At 71.1% G+C, this 16,627-nt stretch carries 14 protein-coding genes and 1 pseudogene; 3 read left to right on the top strand and 12 right to left on the bottom strand.

From position 1 onward, the window contains the following. Window positions 1-243: 243 nt before the first annotated feature. Complete coding sequence (locus H5J33_RS06425) at window positions 244-2,034, bottom strand: PQQ-binding-like beta-propeller repeat protein (protein WP_181793836.1); 1,791 nt, start codon at window positions 2,032-2,034, stop codon at window positions 244-246. Between the two features lie 72 nt (window positions 2,035-2,106). After that, the gene (locus H5J33_RS06420; RefSeq protein WP_181793834.1) at window positions 2,107-3,480 is read right to left on the bottom strand and encodes a PQQ-binding-like beta-propeller repeat protein; all 1,374 of its coding nucleotides are present in this window, start codon (window positions 3,478-3,480) and stop codon (window positions 2,107-2,109) included. On the opposite strand from H5J33_RS06420, the gene H5J33_RS06415 reads away from it, so the two are divergent. The 3 genes from H5J33_RS06415 to H5J33_RS06405 all read left to right on the top strand — a co-directional run bounded on the left by H5J33_RS06415 (window position 3,464) and on the right by H5J33_RS06405 (window position 8,444). Further along, the gene (locus H5J33_RS06415; protein WP_181793832.1) at window positions 3,464-5,779 is read left to right on the top strand and encodes an arylsulfatase; all 2,316 of its coding nucleotides are present in this window, start codon (window positions 3,464-3,466) and stop codon (window positions 5,777-5,779) included. The two genes, H5J33_RS06420 and H5J33_RS06415, sit on opposite strands and share 17 nt — an antisense overlap. 251 nt (window positions 5,780-6,030) lie before the next feature. Continuing rightward, complete coding sequence (locus H5J33_RS06410; RefSeq protein WP_181793831.1) at window positions 6,031-7,239, top strand: S8 family peptidase; 1,209 nt, start codon at window positions 6,031-6,033, stop codon at window positions 7,237-7,239. A 413-nt stretch (window positions 7,240-7,652) separates the two neighbouring features. Next, on the top strand, window positions 7,653-8,444 hold the full coding sequence (locus tag H5J33_RS06405) for a hypothetical protein (protein ID WP_181793829.1): 792 nt from the start codon (window positions 7,653-7,655) through the stop codon (window positions 8,442-8,444). Here the strand turns inward: H5J33_RS06405 and H5J33_RS37230 are convergent. The 10 genes and pseudogenes from H5J33_RS37230 to H5J33_RS06360 form a co-directional block, all read right to left on the bottom strand. Further along, on the bottom strand, window positions 8,396-8,785 hold the full coding sequence (locus tag H5J33_RS37230) for a hypothetical protein (protein WP_258564919.1): 390 nt from the start codon (window positions 8,783-8,785) through the stop codon (window positions 8,396-8,398). The two genes, H5J33_RS06405 and H5J33_RS37230, sit on opposite strands and share 49 nt — an antisense overlap. Window positions 8,786-8,918: 133 nt before the next feature. Then, entirely contained in the window at window positions 8,919-9,953 is a 1,035-nt protein-coding gene (locus H5J33_RS06395; protein ID WP_181793827.1) for a sodium-dependent transporter, read from the bottom strand. Between the two features lie 384 nt (window positions 9,954-10,337). After that, window positions 10,338-11,054, bottom strand: coding sequence for a hypothetical protein (locus H5J33_RS06390; protein WP_258564918.1), 717 nt, complete (start codon window positions 11,052-11,054; stop codon window positions 10,338-10,340). A gap of 40 nt (window positions 11,055-11,094) precedes the next feature. Beyond that, window positions 11,095-11,961, bottom strand: coding sequence for a DUF998 domain-containing protein (locus H5J33_RS06385; RefSeq protein ID WP_181793825.1), 867 nt, complete (start codon window positions 11,959-11,961; stop codon window positions 11,095-11,097). 66 nt (window positions 11,962-12,027) lie between these two features. Then, a complete protein-coding gene (locus H5J33_RS06380) occupies window positions 12,028-13,161 on the bottom strand; it encodes an esterase family protein (RefSeq protein WP_181793824.1) in 1,134 nt (377 codons plus the stop codon). A 440-nt stretch (window positions 13,162-13,601) separates the two neighbouring features. Continuing rightward, on the bottom strand, window positions 13,602-14,774 hold the full coding sequence (locus tag H5J33_RS06375; protein WP_181793822.1) for a YncE family protein: 1,173 nt from the start codon (window positions 14,772-14,774) through the stop codon (window positions 13,602-13,604). Window positions 14,775-14,796: 22 nt separating this feature from the next. Then, window positions 14,797-14,922, bottom strand: a complete 126-nt coding sequence (locus H5J33_RS37225) for a hypothetical protein (RefSeq protein WP_258564917.1) — start codon at window positions 14,920-14,922, stop codon at window positions 14,797-14,799. Window positions 14,923-15,106: 184 nt separating this feature from the next. After that, window positions 15,107-15,256, bottom strand: a complete 150-nt coding sequence (locus tag H5J33_RS06370; protein WP_181793820.1) for a hypothetical protein — start codon at window positions 15,254-15,256, stop codon at window positions 15,107-15,109. Between the two features lie 921 nt (window positions 15,257-16,177). Next, window positions 16,178-16,297 (bottom strand): annotated as a pseudogene (locus H5J33_RS38620) (IS5/IS1182 family transposase); the annotation flags it as partial. A gap of 75 nt (window positions 16,298-16,372) precedes the next feature. Continuing rightward, window positions 16,373-16,627 (bottom strand): FAD:protein FMN transferase (locus H5J33_RS06360; RefSeq protein ID WP_181793818.1); only part of this gene is annotated, 255 nt, incomplete at its 5' end.

Here is a 16,627-nt window from a genome sequence, read left to right as displayed (position 1 = left end):
TTGAGCGCCGACGCCAGCGCCTCCGCGAGCAGGCGATGGTCGTCGACGACCACGAGCCGCACTCCCATTGAGCAACCCCCCAGTCCCCCCGGCACCCCCCGCGCTTCATGCCCCCGGAAGCTACACGCTTGTTCGACGTCGCGCTGCCCCTCCCGAAGAGAAGTGCCCCGGATCGATGAAATCCGGGGCACCACTGGGGAGTTCACTCGTTCGGGCGAGTGCGGCGACGGCGCCGGAGGCCGGTCAGCCGTCCGTGCCGAACGCCATCACCAGGTACTCCTGGTCGTACGTCCGGTCGCGCTTGTGGGCGAACTGGGCCGACATGTACAGGCGGCCCTTGCCGAAGAGCACCTCGGCGTACTCGGGCAGCAGACTGGTCTCCGCCGTGTGCACGCTGCGCTCGGCGGGGTTCTCCAGCAGCTTGGTCACCTTGAAGCTGCCGCCGTCGATGCTGACGACCTGGCCGCCCTTGTTGTACGGCGGCGCGTTGTAGGCCAGCAGGTTGCCGCCGTCCATGCGCAGCGGGGAGAGGGTGTAGCCGTCGCCGGCCTCGGCGCGCTGCCCGGTCGGCTTGCCGGTGCGCAGGTCGAAGGCGACGATCTCGTTCGTCCTGCTGTACTCGGCCTGCCCGTCGTGCGGCTCGGTCATCAGGTACAGCCTGCCGTTGCCGGCGACGACCTGGTTGCAGCCCTCGACGCGGGTGATGCCGTCGCAGCGGCCCCCGTAGGTGTCGCCGGGCGCGGGGATCCGGGCGAGCAGCCTGCCGGTCCTGTCGTCGATGGAGAAGTAGTCCGAGACGCCGCTGCCGTCGCCCGCGGCGTCGCCGACGTCGGCGGCGACCACCAGCGGGTCGGTGGAGACGACGGACGCGTACTCGACGCCGTCGGGCATCCGGTACTCGGAGATCACCTTGCCGGTCTTCGGGTCGATGTTCTGGATGTGCAGCTTCCGGCTGTCGGACACACCGCACTTGCGCACCGCTACCAGCCGGGCGCCGCCGCCGTACCCGGCGTCGGAGCAGGCGTCGCCCGCCTTGGGCTGCCACAGCGCCTTGCCGGAGTCGATGTCGAACGCGGCACCGCCGTCGGAGCTGCCGACCGCGACCGTGTGCTGGGCGACCGTCACGTTCTGGAAGGTGACCGGGTAGTCACCGGAGTTGATGGTCTTGGTCCACAGCCGCTTCCCCGCGGCGAGGTCGATCGCGGCGACCTGGCTGCACCCCGCGGAGGAGTCCTTCGGGGGCATCTTCGGCTGGAAGGTGACCGCCGTCCGGCCGTCCTCGTTCACGTGATCGCTGGCCGCGCAGATCGGGCCGGGCAGCTTGACCGTCCACAGCCTGGTGCCCCGGACCGGGTCGTATCCCGTGATCTCCGCGATGCCGCTCTTGGCGTACACCGTGTCGGTCAGCCAGGAGCCGGAGGTGACGACCGTGTCGTCCGTCGTGGGCAGCTCCACCTTGAACAGCACCTTGGCGGCCGGGTCGGCCGGCACCCTCTCCTTGCCGCCACCGCCGCCCCCGCCCACGGAGCCGCCGCTGGTGCCGCCCGTCTGGCCGGCGGAGGAGACGGGGTCGTGGGAGTGGCCGTCGTCCCCGGCGGAACCGGCGTACCAGATGCCGCCGCCGATGATCAGCGCGATGGCGACGACCGCCGCCACCACGATGAACACGGTGGTGTTCCGCCGGCCTCCGCCCGGCACCGGTCGGGGCGTCATCGGCACGGTCGGCGGCTGCGCCTGCCCCGGATAGCCGTAGCCCGCCCCCGCGCCCTGCATGGGCTGGGTGGGCCGGGCGTAGGGGTTGTGCGGCTGGGGGCCGTAGCCGGCGGGCGGCTGCGCGCCGTACGCCGGGGGCTGGGCCGGCTGGGTCGGCGGCTGCGGGGCGTACGGACCCGGCTGCGCGCCGGGCGGGCCGTAACCGGGTCCCGGCGGGGGCGGCGGATAGCCGTAGCCCGGCTGTGGGGGCTGCGGCGGATAGCCGTAGCCCGGCTGCGGGGGCTGTGGCGGCTGGTTGGGTGGCGGGGGCGGCTGGGTCATGGCGACGGGTACCTCGGTGGCGCTGGGCGGACGGCGAAAGGGGACGCGGGAGGACGGGAGCCGGGGCCCGGCTCAGTCGCCGAAGGCCATGATCAGCTTCTCCTTGGAGTCGTCGTCGCCGGACAGCCGGTCGGCGGAGATGAACAGCCGCCCGCCGGTCCAGTCCAGGACGCCGTCGTAGAAGGTGCCCTCGACATCGGCGGCGCCCCGCGGGTTGCGCAGCAGCGCGCTCGTCCGGTGGGAGGAGCCGGCCGTCGGCACCGACACCACCTGACCGCCGCTGTCGTACGACGGCTGCACATACGCGATGAGCTTGCCGCCCTCGGTCTTCAGCGGGTACATCGGCCGGTCGCCCGGGGACTTCACCCGCCACTTCTCCTTGCCGTCGGCGAGGCCGACGGCCACGATCTCGTTGGCGCTGACGGTGGCGTCGGTGGGCAGGTAGAGCGTGTCGCCGTCGACCGCGACGCCCTGGCAGCCCTGCAACTCGCGCTCCAGGACCGCCCAGCCGCAGCGGGGAGCGAACTTCTCGTCCACCACGACCTGCGACCGGATCCTGCCGTCATCGGCGATGACGGAGATGTTCCAGGTCTTCTTCTCGCGGTTGGTCAGATAGACCACGAGGGGGTCGACCGAGTAGGTGCGGCTGACCTCCCAGCCCTTCTTGAGCTTCTGCGTCCAGCGCACGGTGCCGTTCGCCGGGTCCAGCTCCTGGATCTCCTCGTGCTCCTCGGAGCCGCCGACGCCGCAGGAGGACACCTGGATCAGCCGGTCGGTGCCGCCCGCGTAGGCGGCCGGGAAGCAGGCCGGGCCGTACCGCTTCTTGTCGTACAGCTTCTTGCCGCTGTCGATGTCGTACGCCGTGCCCGACTGCGAACGGCCCACCATCAGCGTCCTGCCGCCGACCGTCAGCTCGATGGTGAGGGCGCTGTCGAACAGGCCGCCGTCGGCGACCTCGCCGCTCCAGCCCTTCTCGCCGGTGCGCAGGTCGAGCTGCTGGAGCTGGTTGCACTTGGCGTGCTCGCCGGCGCCGCTCATGTACGCCACGACGACCTTGTCGTCGGCCGACTTGTGCGGGGTGACCGCGCAGATCTTCTGCGGGAGGGAGACCGGCCCCCAGGCGGTGTGGCCGTCCGCGGTGCCGAAGGCGAAGACCTGCTTGTAGGCCGCCTTCACCGCGGTGTCGCCGCTGATCCACATGCCGGGCGCGTCGGCGCCGGAGGCCGGGGCGTCGGGGGCGGGCGCGTACCAGAGGACCTTGGCCTCGCCGGGGCCGCGACCGTCGTTGAGGTGGTCCGGGTCCGCGCCGCCGGAGGCCGTCGGCGAGGGGGTCGGGGAGTGAGCGGGGCCGTCGCTGCCGTGGGCGACGGGCTTCTCGCCGCCGCCCTCGTCGTCGCCGCCGGCGGTGACCGCGAACACCGTGCCGCCGATGACGAGCAGCGCCACCCGACGCGACCCGTACGAGGGTTTCCCCGGCCGCGTCGGCCGGACCTTCGCCGAGTCCGAACCGGCCTGGCCCGCACCCGCCCCCACCGGGAAGGCACCGAACATCGTCGTCGTCCTCGTCGACGACATGGGGTACAGCGACATAGGCCCGTTCGGCTCGGAGATCCCCACGCCCGTCCTCGACCGCCTCGCCGACGGCGGAGTTCGGCTGACCAACTACCACACCATGCCGCTGTGCTCCCCGGCACGGGCGGCGTTGCTCACGGGTCTCAACCCGCACCGCGTCGGCTACGCCATGGTCGCCAACTCCGACCCGGGCTTCCCCGGATACGGCATGCAGATCGCCGACGACATCCCCACGCTCGCCGAACTGCTCCGCGACGCCGGATACGCCACCTACGCCGTCGGCAAGTGGCACCTGGTGCGCGACTCCGCGTCCAACGCGGCGAACGACCGCGCCGGCTGGCCGCTCCAGAAGGGCTTCGACCAGTACTACGGCGTACTGGAGGGCTTGACCAGCCTCTTCCACCCGCACCAGCTCGTCCGGGACAACAGCCCGCTCGACATCGACGAGTTCCCCGACGACTACTACTACACCGACGACATCACGGACCAGGCGATCGCCATGGTCAAGTCGCTGCGCGCCCACGACCAGGACAAGCCCTTCTTCCTGTACCTCGCCCACAACGCCGTCCACGGGCCGCTCCAGGCCAAGGCCGAGGACATCGACCACCACCGCGGACGCTACGACGACGGCTGGGACGCGTTGCGCGAACGGCGCTTCGCCGCACAGAAGGCCGCCGGCCTCTTCCCGCCCGGCACGGAACTGCCCGTTCGCAACAGCGAGGCAGGCCTCGACGTACCGGCCTGGGAAAGCCTCACCGAGGAGCAGCGCCGGCTCTACGCCCGTTACATGGAGGTGTACGCGGCGCTCGTCGACAACATCGACCAGAACCTCGGCCGCCTCACCGACACCCTCGACGCGCTCGGGGAACTCGACAACACCATCATCGTCTTCACCTCCGACAACGGCGGGACCGGAGAGGGCGGCGCCGAGGGCACCCGCTCCTACTTCAGCCGCTTCGTCCACCACCCGGGGCTGCCGGACGACTGGACGCCCGACGTCGACCGCGCCCCCGAGCTGATCGGCGGCCCCCGCAGCCTCGTCCACTACCCGCGCGGCTGGGGCATGGCCTCCAATACGCCGTTCCGCCTCTACAAGGGCCACACCTACGCCGGCGGCGTACGCGTGCCGTTCCTGCTGTCCTGGCCCGACGGCGCCCGGGAAGGACGGCTCGCACCGGGCCTGCGCCCGCAGTACCAGTACGTCACCGACATCGCGCCCACGCTCCTGGAGCTGGCCGGACTGCGACGCCCCGGCACCCGGCGCGGCCGCACCCTCCAGGAACCGGACGGCACGAGCTTCGCCCCCGTCCTGTCCGACGCCGCCCACGACTCCACCCACCACGAGCAGTACTGCGAGATGAGCGGCAACCGGAGCCACTACCGCGACGGCCACAAACTCGTCACCCTGCACCGGCCCGGCACGCCTTACGACGACTCCGAATGGGCGCTGTACGACATCCGCACCGACCCCACCGAGATCCACGACCTCGCCGCCGAGCGCCCGGACCTCGTCAAGGAACTGTCGGCGGCCTGGGAAGAGGCGGCCTGGCGCAACGGTGTCTTCCCGCTGCCGGACGGCAGTGGAGCCCTCGCCCGCCGCAACCCCGCCGAACGGAGGCTCGCCCGGCCGCTCACACTGCTGCCCGGCACGCCGGAACTGGAGCGCTACCGCTCTTCCCGGCTGATCTCCCTGCGGTCCTTCGACATCGAGGTCCTGCTCGACGAGACCGGTGAAGGCGTCCTCGTCTCCCACGGCGACCAGGGAGGCGGCTACAGCCTGTACGTCGAGGACGGACGGCTGCGCCTCGCCTACAACGAGTACGGCGTCCTGCACGAAACGGACGCCGGTCTCCTGGCGACGGGTCCGCACCACGTCCTGCTGAGCGCCACCGCCGAGGAAGGCCTGCGCTGGCGGTTCACGCTGGTCGTCGACGGGACCGAACGGGCCGTGTCCGACAGCGTGCACCAGCTCATCGGCATGGCCCCCTTCCAGGGCATCAGCATCGGCGTCGACCGCAAGTCGCCCGTCTCCTGGCCCCTGTACGAACGCCACCGCACCTTCCGGTTCACCGGACGGCTGAGGTCGGTGACGTACCGGCCCGGACCGCCGGGCCCCGACTCCCCGGAAGCGGTGGCCACCGCGCTCCGCGAGGCGGCGTCCGCGTTCGAGTGAGCAGGGCGGCAACCGGGAAGAGCATGGTCAACCCCACCCTGCCACGCATCCAACGTTATGTCGTGCGCATGGCAGGTTTATTGATGGTTCGTCAACTGCCTTGTGACTGGCGGTTGTTATCGGCGACTCTCGATCACAGCCCGAGCGGGACTCCACGCCCCCGCCTCGGCAGGGGTGCGCGATCACGCGCACCCGCCCCCACGGACGCGCGCCCCACCCGTGCGCGCCGCCAAGAGGAGGAATCCCTCGTAATGGCACAACTGCGGAGCAAGAGAATACGGTTCGTCGCGACCGCCGCGATCGCGGCGACCACCCTGGCCGGCGGCCTCGCCGCCGTCCCCGCCCAGGCCGCTCCGGCCGTGGGCAAGGTGATCGGTGCCGGCTCGCCCACGGCGGTCCGGGACAGCTACATCGTGACGCTCCAAAAGGACGCCGGATTCAAGGCCTCCTCGAGCACGGGCAGGAACCTGGTCAAGGAGTACGGAGGCAGCGTGACCAAGACGTTCGGCAGCGCGCTGAACGGCTACGCCGCCACGCTCTCCGCGACGGAGGCCGAGCGCCTGGCCGCCGACCCGGCGGTGGCGGCCGTCGAGCAGAACCAGCGGGTCACCGTCGCCGACACCACGCAGTCCAGCGCGCCGTGGGGCCTCGACCGCATCGACCAGCCCTCCCTGCCCCTGTCCGGCACCTACACCTACCCGGACAGCGCCGGCAGCGGTGTGACCGCCTACGTCATCGACACCGGCGTACGCATCACGCACCAGCAGATCAGCGGCCGCGCCTCCTACGGCTACGACGCCGTCGACGGTGACACCGACGCCGCGGACGGCAACGGCCACGGGACCCACGTGGCCACCACCATCGCCGGCTCCACCTACGGCGTGGCCAAGAAGGCGAAGATCGTCGCCGTGCGGGTACTGGACAACAACGGTTCCGGGACCACCGCCGGAGTCATCGCCGGCATCGACTGGGTGACCCGGAACCACTCCGGCCCCTCCGTCGCCAACCTGTCGCTCGGCGGCGGTGCCTCCACCACGCTGGACGCGGCCGTGCGCGCCTCCATCGCGAGCGGGGTGACATACGCGGTGGCCGCCGGCAACAGCAACGCCAACGCCTCCTCGTACTCCCCGGCCCGGGTTGCCGAGGCCATCACCGTCGGCGCGACGACCAGCACCGACGCCCGGGCGAGCTACTCCAACTACGGCTCCGTGCTGGACGTCTTCGCCCCGGGATCCTCCATCACGGCCGGCTGGAACACCGGCGACACCGCGACCAACACGATCTCCGGCACCTCCATGGCGACCCCGCACGTCGCCGGAGCCGCCGCGGTCTACCTGGCCGGCCACACCTCCGCCACACCGGCCGAGGTCGCCACGGCCCTGGTGAACGGGGCGACGACAGGCAAGGTCACCGGCGCCGGCTCGGGCTCGCCCAACCGCCTGCTGAAGCTCGTACCGTGACCGCTTCGCCCGCGGTCCGGCCGTCGTGAGCACCGTGCCTCGGAGGCCGTCCCGCCTCCGAGGCACGGCTTGGCGAGGCGCGGAACGAGAACGAGAACGGGGACGGGGACGGCAGGATGGACGACCGTGGAACCGGCCGGCCTGGGCGGGCGGTGTGTGACCTCGCCGGTGACCAGCCGCGGCGGCTGCGTCGGTTCGGGCCGGCCGACTGCGGCGTCCTGGATTTCAGTCGCCGGGCCGATGCCGGAGACAGCCGATATCACTGGCCGCACGCTCCTGACCAGGGCATCGGCCTCTGTGTTCAGGTCGCGTTCAGGTTCGGCGGAGCCTCGGGCAACTCCCGTACCGGGAGCGCCCAAACCTTGGCAAAGGGGTCTGGAGCGAGGGCCGGGCACCATGTCATGGTGCCTGCCATGTCGACTGATCACCTCACTCACAACCGGCCCGCCGGCCACATCCGTCACGCGGCAAGCAAGGTGCCGGAGGTGACCGTCTACTTCTGGATCATCAAGGTGTTGACCACCGGGATGGGCGAGACGGCGTCCGACTTCCTCGCCCACCTGCTCGGCCCGATCCCGGCTGTCGGCCTCGGCGGCATCGCCCTGGTGGCCGCTCTGGCGGTGCAGTTCGCCGTCCGCCGGTACGTGGCCTGGATCTACTGGACGGCGATCGTCATGGTCAGCGTGTTCGGCACGATGGCCGCCGATGTCCTGCACGTCGGCCTCGGCGTGCCGTACACGCTCTCGACTCCGTTCTTCATGGCCGCGCTGGCCGCCGTCTTCGCCCTCTGGCACCGCAGCGAGGGCACACTGTCCATCCACAGCATCCATACCCGGCGCCGTGAGACCTTCTACTGGGCCGCCGTGCTGGCCACGTTCGCGCTGGGCACCGCCGCGGGCGACCTCACCGCCACGGTCGGCCTCGGCTACCTGGGCTCCGTCGTGCTGTACGCCGCCGCCATCGCTGTCCCGGCCGTCGCCCACCGGTGGGGGAGCCTGAACGCGGTCGCCGCGTTCTGGGCCGCGTACGTCATCACCCGCCCGCTCGGCGCCTCCGTCGCCGACTGGATGGCCGTCGGCCACGGCAGGGGCGGACTCGACCTGGGCCTGGGACCGGTCACGCTGTCCTGGACCGTGGCGATCCTCGGCTTCGTCGGCTACCTCGCCGTCTCCCGCAAGGACATCCAGCGTGACATCACGCCGTGACGCTCCGGTGGCGTCGAGTGGGGCGCGGTCACCCGGCAGGCAGGCTGATCACGAACCGTGCCCCCGGGAGTGTGTCCGGGGTCGTACGTCACCTCCCCGCCGGCGGCGCGGGCCGGACGTCGCGCCGACGGCAGACCCAGGCCCACTCCGCCGTGTCCGTCGGGCCGCGATCCGCGCGCCGTCGGGTGCGCGGTAGGCGGGAACGCGATCCTGGAGCGGGCGCATCGGCAGGCGTTGGTCAGAAGCGGGCTGACGACGTCGAAGTCCTCGTCGCGCAGTCCGCGCATCAGCACGTCGTGCAGGGCGTGATCGTCCTTGATGAGCAGGATCGTCTGGCGCATGGCCCTCCCTCTGCTCTCGCGCCACGTCCGTCTGTTCCGGTGCCGTGTACGTTCGGCCCCCTGCTGTGCCGTCCGTCGGTTCCGCCGTCCCGCGCGCCGAGTCCGTGTCCGTGGTACGGCGGCTGAGGACCGTTCAGGCGCCTGCGGTGGTGGGAGCCGGTCGCAGGCGGGTGACGATCCGGTTCGCGGCGGACTTCTGCAGCAGCCCGTAGGCCAGCACCGGCAGCAGCAGGTGGGGTTTGCCGGGCAGGGACGCGGTGATCAGCACCGCGCTCGCGCTGCTGTTGTTCATCCCGCAGGCGAGCGTCAGCGACGACGCGGTGCCCGCCTCCAGCCGCAGGACGCGGGCGGCGACCCCGCCGAGGACGAAGGAGAGCAGGCAGACCAGTGCGGCCACGGCCAGGGCCGCGGCGAACAGCAGCGGTCGTGGCCGGGTGAGGACGGATCCGAGGGCGCCGCTGGCGTTGACGTAGGTCAGCACCAGGGAACCGGCCAAGGCCGACGGTGCCACCGCGGCGACCAGGCGGCCCAGCCGTCGTGTGGACAGAACGAGTGCGCCCAGCAGGCCCGCCGCGCAGGGAAGGACCACGGAGGTGAGGGCGAATCCGCCTCCCGCCAGTCTGCCGGTGGCCGCGAGGGTGTGCGCGTAGCCACCGCTGAGCAGAGGCGACAGCGTCGCCAGCAGCAGGGGAGTGGTCAGCGGACTGAGGAGGGTGGAGGCCAGGACGAGGCCCACCATCGTCGGCTGGTCTCCTCCGCCCTTGTCGGCCCACACGGTCGCCCCGGCGGCCACGGGCATCGCCACGACGAGGATCATCGCGGTGAGCAGTCCGCTGCCGCCGTCGGTGTCCGGGGTGCGCCGGAGGAGGAAGGCGACGAACGGCACGACCGTCAGTGGGATCGCCAGGTGCAGCACGAGACCGGCGAACAGGGCCTTCGGATGCCGCAGCAGGGCACCGAGCGCGCGGACGGGGACCTGGAGCCCGGCCGAGAACAGGACCAGGGACAGCAGGAGCGGTGCGGTGTGCACTGTCAGGTGCGTCGGCGGCAGGGGATGGGGGCGGCGCAGCCACAGGCCAGGTGCGGGCAGGAGCAGGGCGAGGGCGTAGACGAGGACGACGGCGCGGCCGAGCCGGTGCCGCAGCCAGGACGCGGCGCGGGAGTGCATGGCACCATGGTGAGCAGGCCGGACCCGGCGGGCCGGGGAAGCCGCGCGGCAGTCAGAATGCGTTCAGGCAACCGCTGGCAACGTCCTGGCCACGACCTACGAACTCTCCGATCCCCGAGGTCACCGCCTGCTTCCGGATCATCAAGGTGCTGTGCACGAAGGTCGGCGCCGGCGCCGGCGCAGGCACGGGTGAAGGGCCCGGGTGCGAGCGGTCGCAGGGTCCCGCTTCTGGCGTATCCGCCGCCACCGCGACCGATGAGTCTGGAACGACAGCGGGGCGGTCGGAGTCATTGACGCCGGCTTCGACCGCACCGCGGGAATCCGCGGACATGCCTGCGCTGCCCGCGACTCGTCGGCGTCAGCCCATGTCGGTCAGGAGGGCGTTCAGTTCCTTCTCCTGTTGCGCAGGCGGCATCGGCGGGTTCGAGTGATCGATGCCGAAGGTCTTGAGCACCTTGTCCATCCGGGCGTCGATGGAGGTCCAGCCGGTCTGGTCCAGCGGCTGCAGCGACGCCTGGTCGGCGTCCCACAGGTCACGCGGCCTTGGGCGGCCGCGTGGGCCCCGGTCGCGTTCCCCGAGCGTGCGTCCTCGAGCGACGTGGACGCGAGAGTCTTCAGCACGGCGACCTTGGCGGGCGGGAACTTCTTCACCGCTTCGCCGGGCGCCATATGGACGGCGGAGGTGTTGTCCTCCTCCGGCGCCGGGCCGACGTGCGGCTGGCCGTGTGCCCAGACCAGCAGGCCCGCGGTGGCGACGGCGAGCAGTCCGAAGCCGGCCAGAGCGACGCGCTCCTTGCGTGGGTCGCCGCCGGCTTGTGCGGGGTGGGTCGCCTCGTGGGTCTCGGTCACATCCGAGCGCGTCACCGTCAGATAGATCACCGTCGCCAGGATCAGGCCGAGGAAAACAAGGCTGGTGGTGAACGTGCCCAGGTCGAGACCGGTCGGGTCGCCCGGGTTCTGGGCGGCCTTGGGGGAGGCGAGCCAGTCGCCGATGTTGGCGCCCAGCGGACGGGTCAGGATGTAGGCGAGCCAGAAGGACAGCACCGGGTTGGCGCCGAACTTCCACAGCAGCGTGATCGCGGCGATGGTGGGCCGGGGCAATTCCCGCAGGCGAGCGTGGCACTGTCGTTGGAATGCCCACCTATCGGGCAGCCTGCCGATGCTGCCGATGCTTCCGAGGCGAGGCGCGCGGTCGGCCCTGGGCTGACCGCCGATTCTCACCGGGCGGGGTCACAGATGCGGGCCCGGCCCCAGACCACACCCTTGCGGGAGCCCGGCGGCCTGCCGACCATGTGACGGACGCATGCCGCGTCCACGATCGGCCGGGGTTGACGCGGCGGAGGCGGGTGAGGGACTCGGCCTGGAGAACGGCCGTCGGATCACGCGGAGGTGTCGGCACCGGGGGTGTGCCCGTGAGGAGGCGTGCCATGGCGGCGCACCAGGCCGAGACCAGCAGGACCTGTGCGCGTTCGGGCAGGCCGACCCAGCGCACCCCGGTGAGCACCATGGCGATCTCCAGGGCTCCGAGTGCGGCGGTGGCGATGCCTGCGGTGAGGCTCCAACGGGCCCGGCGGCGGTGGTCGGCGTGCTGAAGGACCTTGCTCAGCAGGAGCATGGCGAGAATCGCGCCGGTGAATTCCGCCAGACTCGACAGGGTGTGGATCTGGCCGAGCTGCTGGAACAGGTTGGTGCTGTCGGTCGCACGACAGACCGGGTCGACGGACGGGGCGCAGGGCATGGGCCACAGGCCGTCGCCGATCGAGGCCGCCGCGGTGACGGCCAGCGCCACGCATCCACTGGCGCGCGGGTGAATGGACGGTAGGCGCCGGGCGAGGGCCATGGCCAAGGCCAGGAGGCCGCAGCCTGCGATGATGTCACCCGCGCGGAAGAGGAACATGTACGGCCTGCCGGCGACGGACAATTCGCTGACATACGAGCGCAGCGGACTGAGGCCCGTGTGGAGGAAGGCTTCCAGCACGAACGAGCTGTAGGCGAGCGCGCCGATCATTCCGAGGACTGCGCCGAGCCCGGAGGCGCGGGTTCTCCGGTGAGTGCCTGTCGGGGTTCCCATGGCTCACCCACCCAGGTCTTGGGATGGAGGTGCGAGCAGGGACAGGGACACCGGGAGGTGGCCGGCGAGCCAGTCGAACGCGGCCGGGCATGCTTTGGACCACACGGTGAAGTTGTGTCCGCCCGCCGGGGCGTCCCCTGTGGTGAGGGGAACGCGGCCCCGGGCGGCCGCCTTCAGATGGTCGATGGCGCGCTGTGCCTCGGGGTCGGCTCGTCCCGCCACGACGTACAGGGGCACGTCGATGTGCCGGTGTGCGGCCTGCCACTGCGGATTGTTCCACTGCCGCACGTCGTGCCTGCCCCGGTAGAGGTTCCCGGTGGAGGCGTCGGTGACCGGGGTGAAGTATCCGGACAGAGCAGCGGCGGCCGCGTACCGTGCCGGGTGGTGGAAGGCGATGTTGACGGCACAGAACCCGCCGGTGGAGTACCCCATCGCCGCCCAGCTCCGGGGCGTGGTGGAGACCCGGTAACGGGCTGCCAGCTGTGCTGGTACGTCCACCGCCAGATAGGTCTCGTCGCGTCGGCCGCTGACGGCGTCCACGCACTCGCCGTCGTGTCCCGCATCGCTGTCCGTCGGGACGACGACGATCACCGGCGGTATGCAGCGCGCGGCGATTTCCCGGTCCAGCACGGCCGTCAGGTTCAGGTGGCGCTGCCATGCGCCGGGGCCGCCCGGGTACCCGTGGAACAGTTCGATCACCGGGAAGTGGCTGTGGGCCGCAGCCGGTGATGCGTAGACGGCCGGGAGGTAGACCAACGCGTCGCGCGAGATGCCGGAGACGGAACCGGCCAGCCGGACATGTTCGAGGCGTCCGTGCGCCGGCGCCGCGGGCGGCCGACCGGCGCCGGCGGAGCAGGGCGTCGTGGTGACGGGCGGCAGTCGGCCGAGAAGGTCGTCGAACGAGCTGTAGAAACCGAACTCGCGGTTGACGACATCAGCCGTCACCAGGGCCCCCGCCGCCATCAGCAACAACAGGCAACCCAGCCGCAACACCGGCGCCCAGCCCGTCGGCCAGCGGTTCCACATCCTCATCGTCACGGTGATCAACGCGATCGCGAACGCGCACAGCAGAGCCAGGAACGGCCAGCCGGTCAGCGTCGTCAGCCCGGCGGTGCGGAACGTCCCGGCGCTGGTCATGAGTCCACCGCGCTGGGATGCCGGACCGCGTTCGGCCGAGGCGTGGCAGGAGGGCGGCCCCCACCTGTCACCGTGGTGGCCGGGCACCTGTCACTACGGCCTACGACGCCGGGCCGGCGTTCATTCACCGGCCGTGGGGTTCGGCACACCCCGGCGGTGCCCGCCGGGCCCGGGAACAGCCAGGTCCTCACGGCGCCCCCTTTCCGACCGCAGGGCCTCACGGCCGGGCGATCGCCGATGGCCGGGTTCGTATCGGCGTGGACCGCTCGGACCGCCGCCACCTGCATCGATACTCCCGTCTGCCTCGGGCGGGGACAGGAGACGTGCGGTCGTTCTCCAGCGTACGTGGTGACTCCTCGCGGGGGAGGCGCGCGACCGGTTCCCCCCGGGCACGACCGCGGTTCATGGCGCATCCGGTGGCGGTTCAGCGCGCCCTTGCATCAGCGGAAGACGCCCGTGTGACCCAGCGAGTAGCGGCCCGGCTGCGGATAGACGGCGAGGCCGTGCGGGCCGCTGCCCACCCTGATGCGGGCGAGCTGTGCGCCGGTGGCGGTGTCGATGGCGTACACCTCGGAGTTGTAGCGGCCGGACAGCCACAGGACCTTGCCGTCCGCGGAGATGCCGCCCATGTCGGGGCTGCCACCGTCCGGCAGGCGCCACTTCTTGGTCAGCCGGTCCTGCTTGAAGTCGAACACGGAGATGGTGCCCTCGCCCCGGTTGGAGATGTACATCTCGCGGGAGTCACGGCTGACGTACAGGCCGTGTGTGCCCTTTCCGGTGGGCAGGAGGGACGGCTTGGAGAAGGTGTCGCCGTCCAGGACCCACAGACCGTCGGCCATCATGTCGGCGATGTAGAACTTCTTGCCATCCGGGGAGATCTTCACATCCTGCGGCATGGCACCGTCGAGGGGCAGCTTCTGCCGGCCGGTGACCGCCATCCTCTCGGTGTCGACCTTGAGCAGCTCGCCGCTGAACTCGCAGGAGACGATGAAGTAGCGACCGTCCATGGAGAAGTCGGCATGGTTGACGCCGTAGCAGCCGACCGGGAGAGCCTTGACCGTCTTCATGGTGTGGGCGTCGCGGAAGACCAGTTGCCGGTCGCTGGAGGCCATCACGACCGCGTACTTGCCGTTGGGCGTGAAGTACAGGTTGTACGGGTCGTGCACGGGCACCGGCTTGCCCGCCTTGCCGGTCCTCGGGTCTATGGGAGTGAGCGAGTTGCCCAGGTCGTTGTTGACCCACAGCGTCTTCAGGTCCCAGGACGGCACCACGTGCTGCGGCTGCCTGCCGACCGGGATCGTCTCGATGACCTTGTACGTCTTCGGGTCGATGACCGACACCGTGTCGGAGTTGGTGTTGGGGACGTACACGCGGGACGGGAAGTCCTTCACCGTCGGCGAGAGCTGGTCCGGGCGGTCGGCCGCGTAGAGGTCCTTCGGGTCGAGCACGGGTGGCATGCCCCTCAGACCCCGGATCTTCTGCTGCTCGGCGGGGTCGGCGGGGGCCCTGGAGGCGAAGGCCTCGTCCTTGTGGGGTATCGCGCTGTTGCAGCCGGCGAGCGCGGCGAGGGCGGCGCCGGTGATCAGCAGGCGGCCAATGGTCGTGGGATGCATCAGCTCAGCAGCTCCCTGATGGTCACCGCGCGCAATCGCGCCGGTCGAGTTCGTGGAGGAAGTCGGGCGGGTCGGCAGCCGTGTCCGCGTACTTGGAGCGCATGTTCATCATGGATCCGTTGCGGATCTCGCCGATGACCTTGCGCATGACGGCAGGGGCGACGCGGGAGCCCCTGATGATGCGGGCCGGAATCGCACGAGGTTGCGCAACCAGCAGCTTCGACCCGTGCTACGCATGGGAGCGGGAGCGGCCGGAGATCGCGGGCGAGCTCCGGTGGCCCTCGACACGCTGTCGCGGGGACTGCGGCTTGCGCTGCGGGCCCCGGCTTCGGTCAGGACACCTTGACGGCCAGTGCGGGGGAGTGCGTCGCGCCGGACGTCGACACCCGGAGGTCCTGCGTGCCCGTGGTGCTCGGCTTGCCGGTCAGCGCGTAGGTGTGGCCCTTCGTCACCGTGGTGCTCGAGTTCAGCGTGGTCCCCATGCTGTTGCGCAGGTGCTGCGGGGCCGGTTTCGTGCCGGGTTTCAGCCTGTTGGGCTGACCGGGGGGCGCGACGCTCTGCCCAGCCCTGACCGGCGTGTGGCTGGCCTTGATCGTGATCGATAACTTGGTCGCCGGCGTCTTGCTGTGTGTCGCACTCGGTGCGTCGGCATCAGCGTGTTGCCGGCGGCGAAGGCTCCGGCCGATCCGGCCGGCACCAGCGCGGCGGAGAGGGCGCCTGCGGCGAGCGCACGGCCACAGCGGCTGCGGAGAGTGACCTGCATGGTGGTCTCCCGTTGGTCGACGAAATTCCTCCAGCGGCGCGTACGCCCCACAAGGACGATCGTGCCCCTTCACATTCGCCCAGGATCGTCCGCGTGGCGACTCGGAAGTCGCGGGAACCGGGCATTAGGGGGACATCGTTGGCCTAGAGTCACACCTCACCCGGACGGGATCCCACTCACTCCCGAACCGGCTCCCGTAGTCATGTGCCCAACCGGAGGACATGTCCACGTACCGCCCGAGCCCGGCGTCGCGTCCTCGTCGAAGTCCCCCAGCAGGGAGAGCCAGTAGAAGTCCCAGCGCAGCGGTCCCAGTCGGGTACCAAGTGCCGGCTGCGGTCTTCGGGCGAGGCGTCCGGCGGCGGCGCCAGTTCGGCCAAGCGCCGGGACGTTCGCTCCCACCACTCCCGCCACTCCAACAGCGCGGAAACTGCGCGTTCCGCGGTCTCGTCGGGGTCGTCACGGAACTCGGCCCGCCGACCCGGTGGCCGATGGGCCCACCGGAGTGGCAGCACCAGCTCCATCCCCGGACCCAGGTGCCGTATCGCTCTCGGATGATCGCGCCTACCTGACGTCCTCCCGAGTGCGCACCCTCCCACCAGCCGGACATACTCGCGGACCAGCGAGCGGAGGTGGGCTTCCCCAGGGGACGGCCCCGGCCGCCGCAGGCCAGGTGAACCTGGCTGGTCAGCCCGCCTCTCGACCGGCCGGGCACCGGGTCGCGGTGCCACCTTTTTCGGGCCCCGGCCGCGTGCTGGTGAGCACCTCGCCCCGGGCTCCTGGGGCGATACGTCGCAGGACGCGAGAGGCATCGCTTCTGCGGGGAAGATTTTCCGCTTCAGCCCACATACCGCTCCAGGCCCCCGGTGCAGAGCACCTCGTCCTGCGCGGTGAGCAGCAGCGCCTCCACCGCGGGCAGCGACTCCAGCCAGGCGAGGCCTTCGCGCGAGCCCCTCGCGAACGCGGCCGTGGCCCAGCAGTCCGCCCAGGTCAGCCGGGGAGCCACCACGGTCACCGACACCAGGTCGGTATCCGCGGGCAGGCCCGTGTGCGGGTCCACGATGTGCGCGCCCCGCTCGGCCGTGCCCGACGT

Origin of the sequence: Streptomyces sp. WELS2 (assembly GCF_013870595.1) — a bacterium.
Classification (GTDB): domain Bacteria; phylum Actinomycetota; class Actinomycetes; order Streptomycetales; family Streptomycetaceae; genus Streptomyces.
This window is presented reverse-complemented; position numbering and strand designations above follow the sequence as displayed.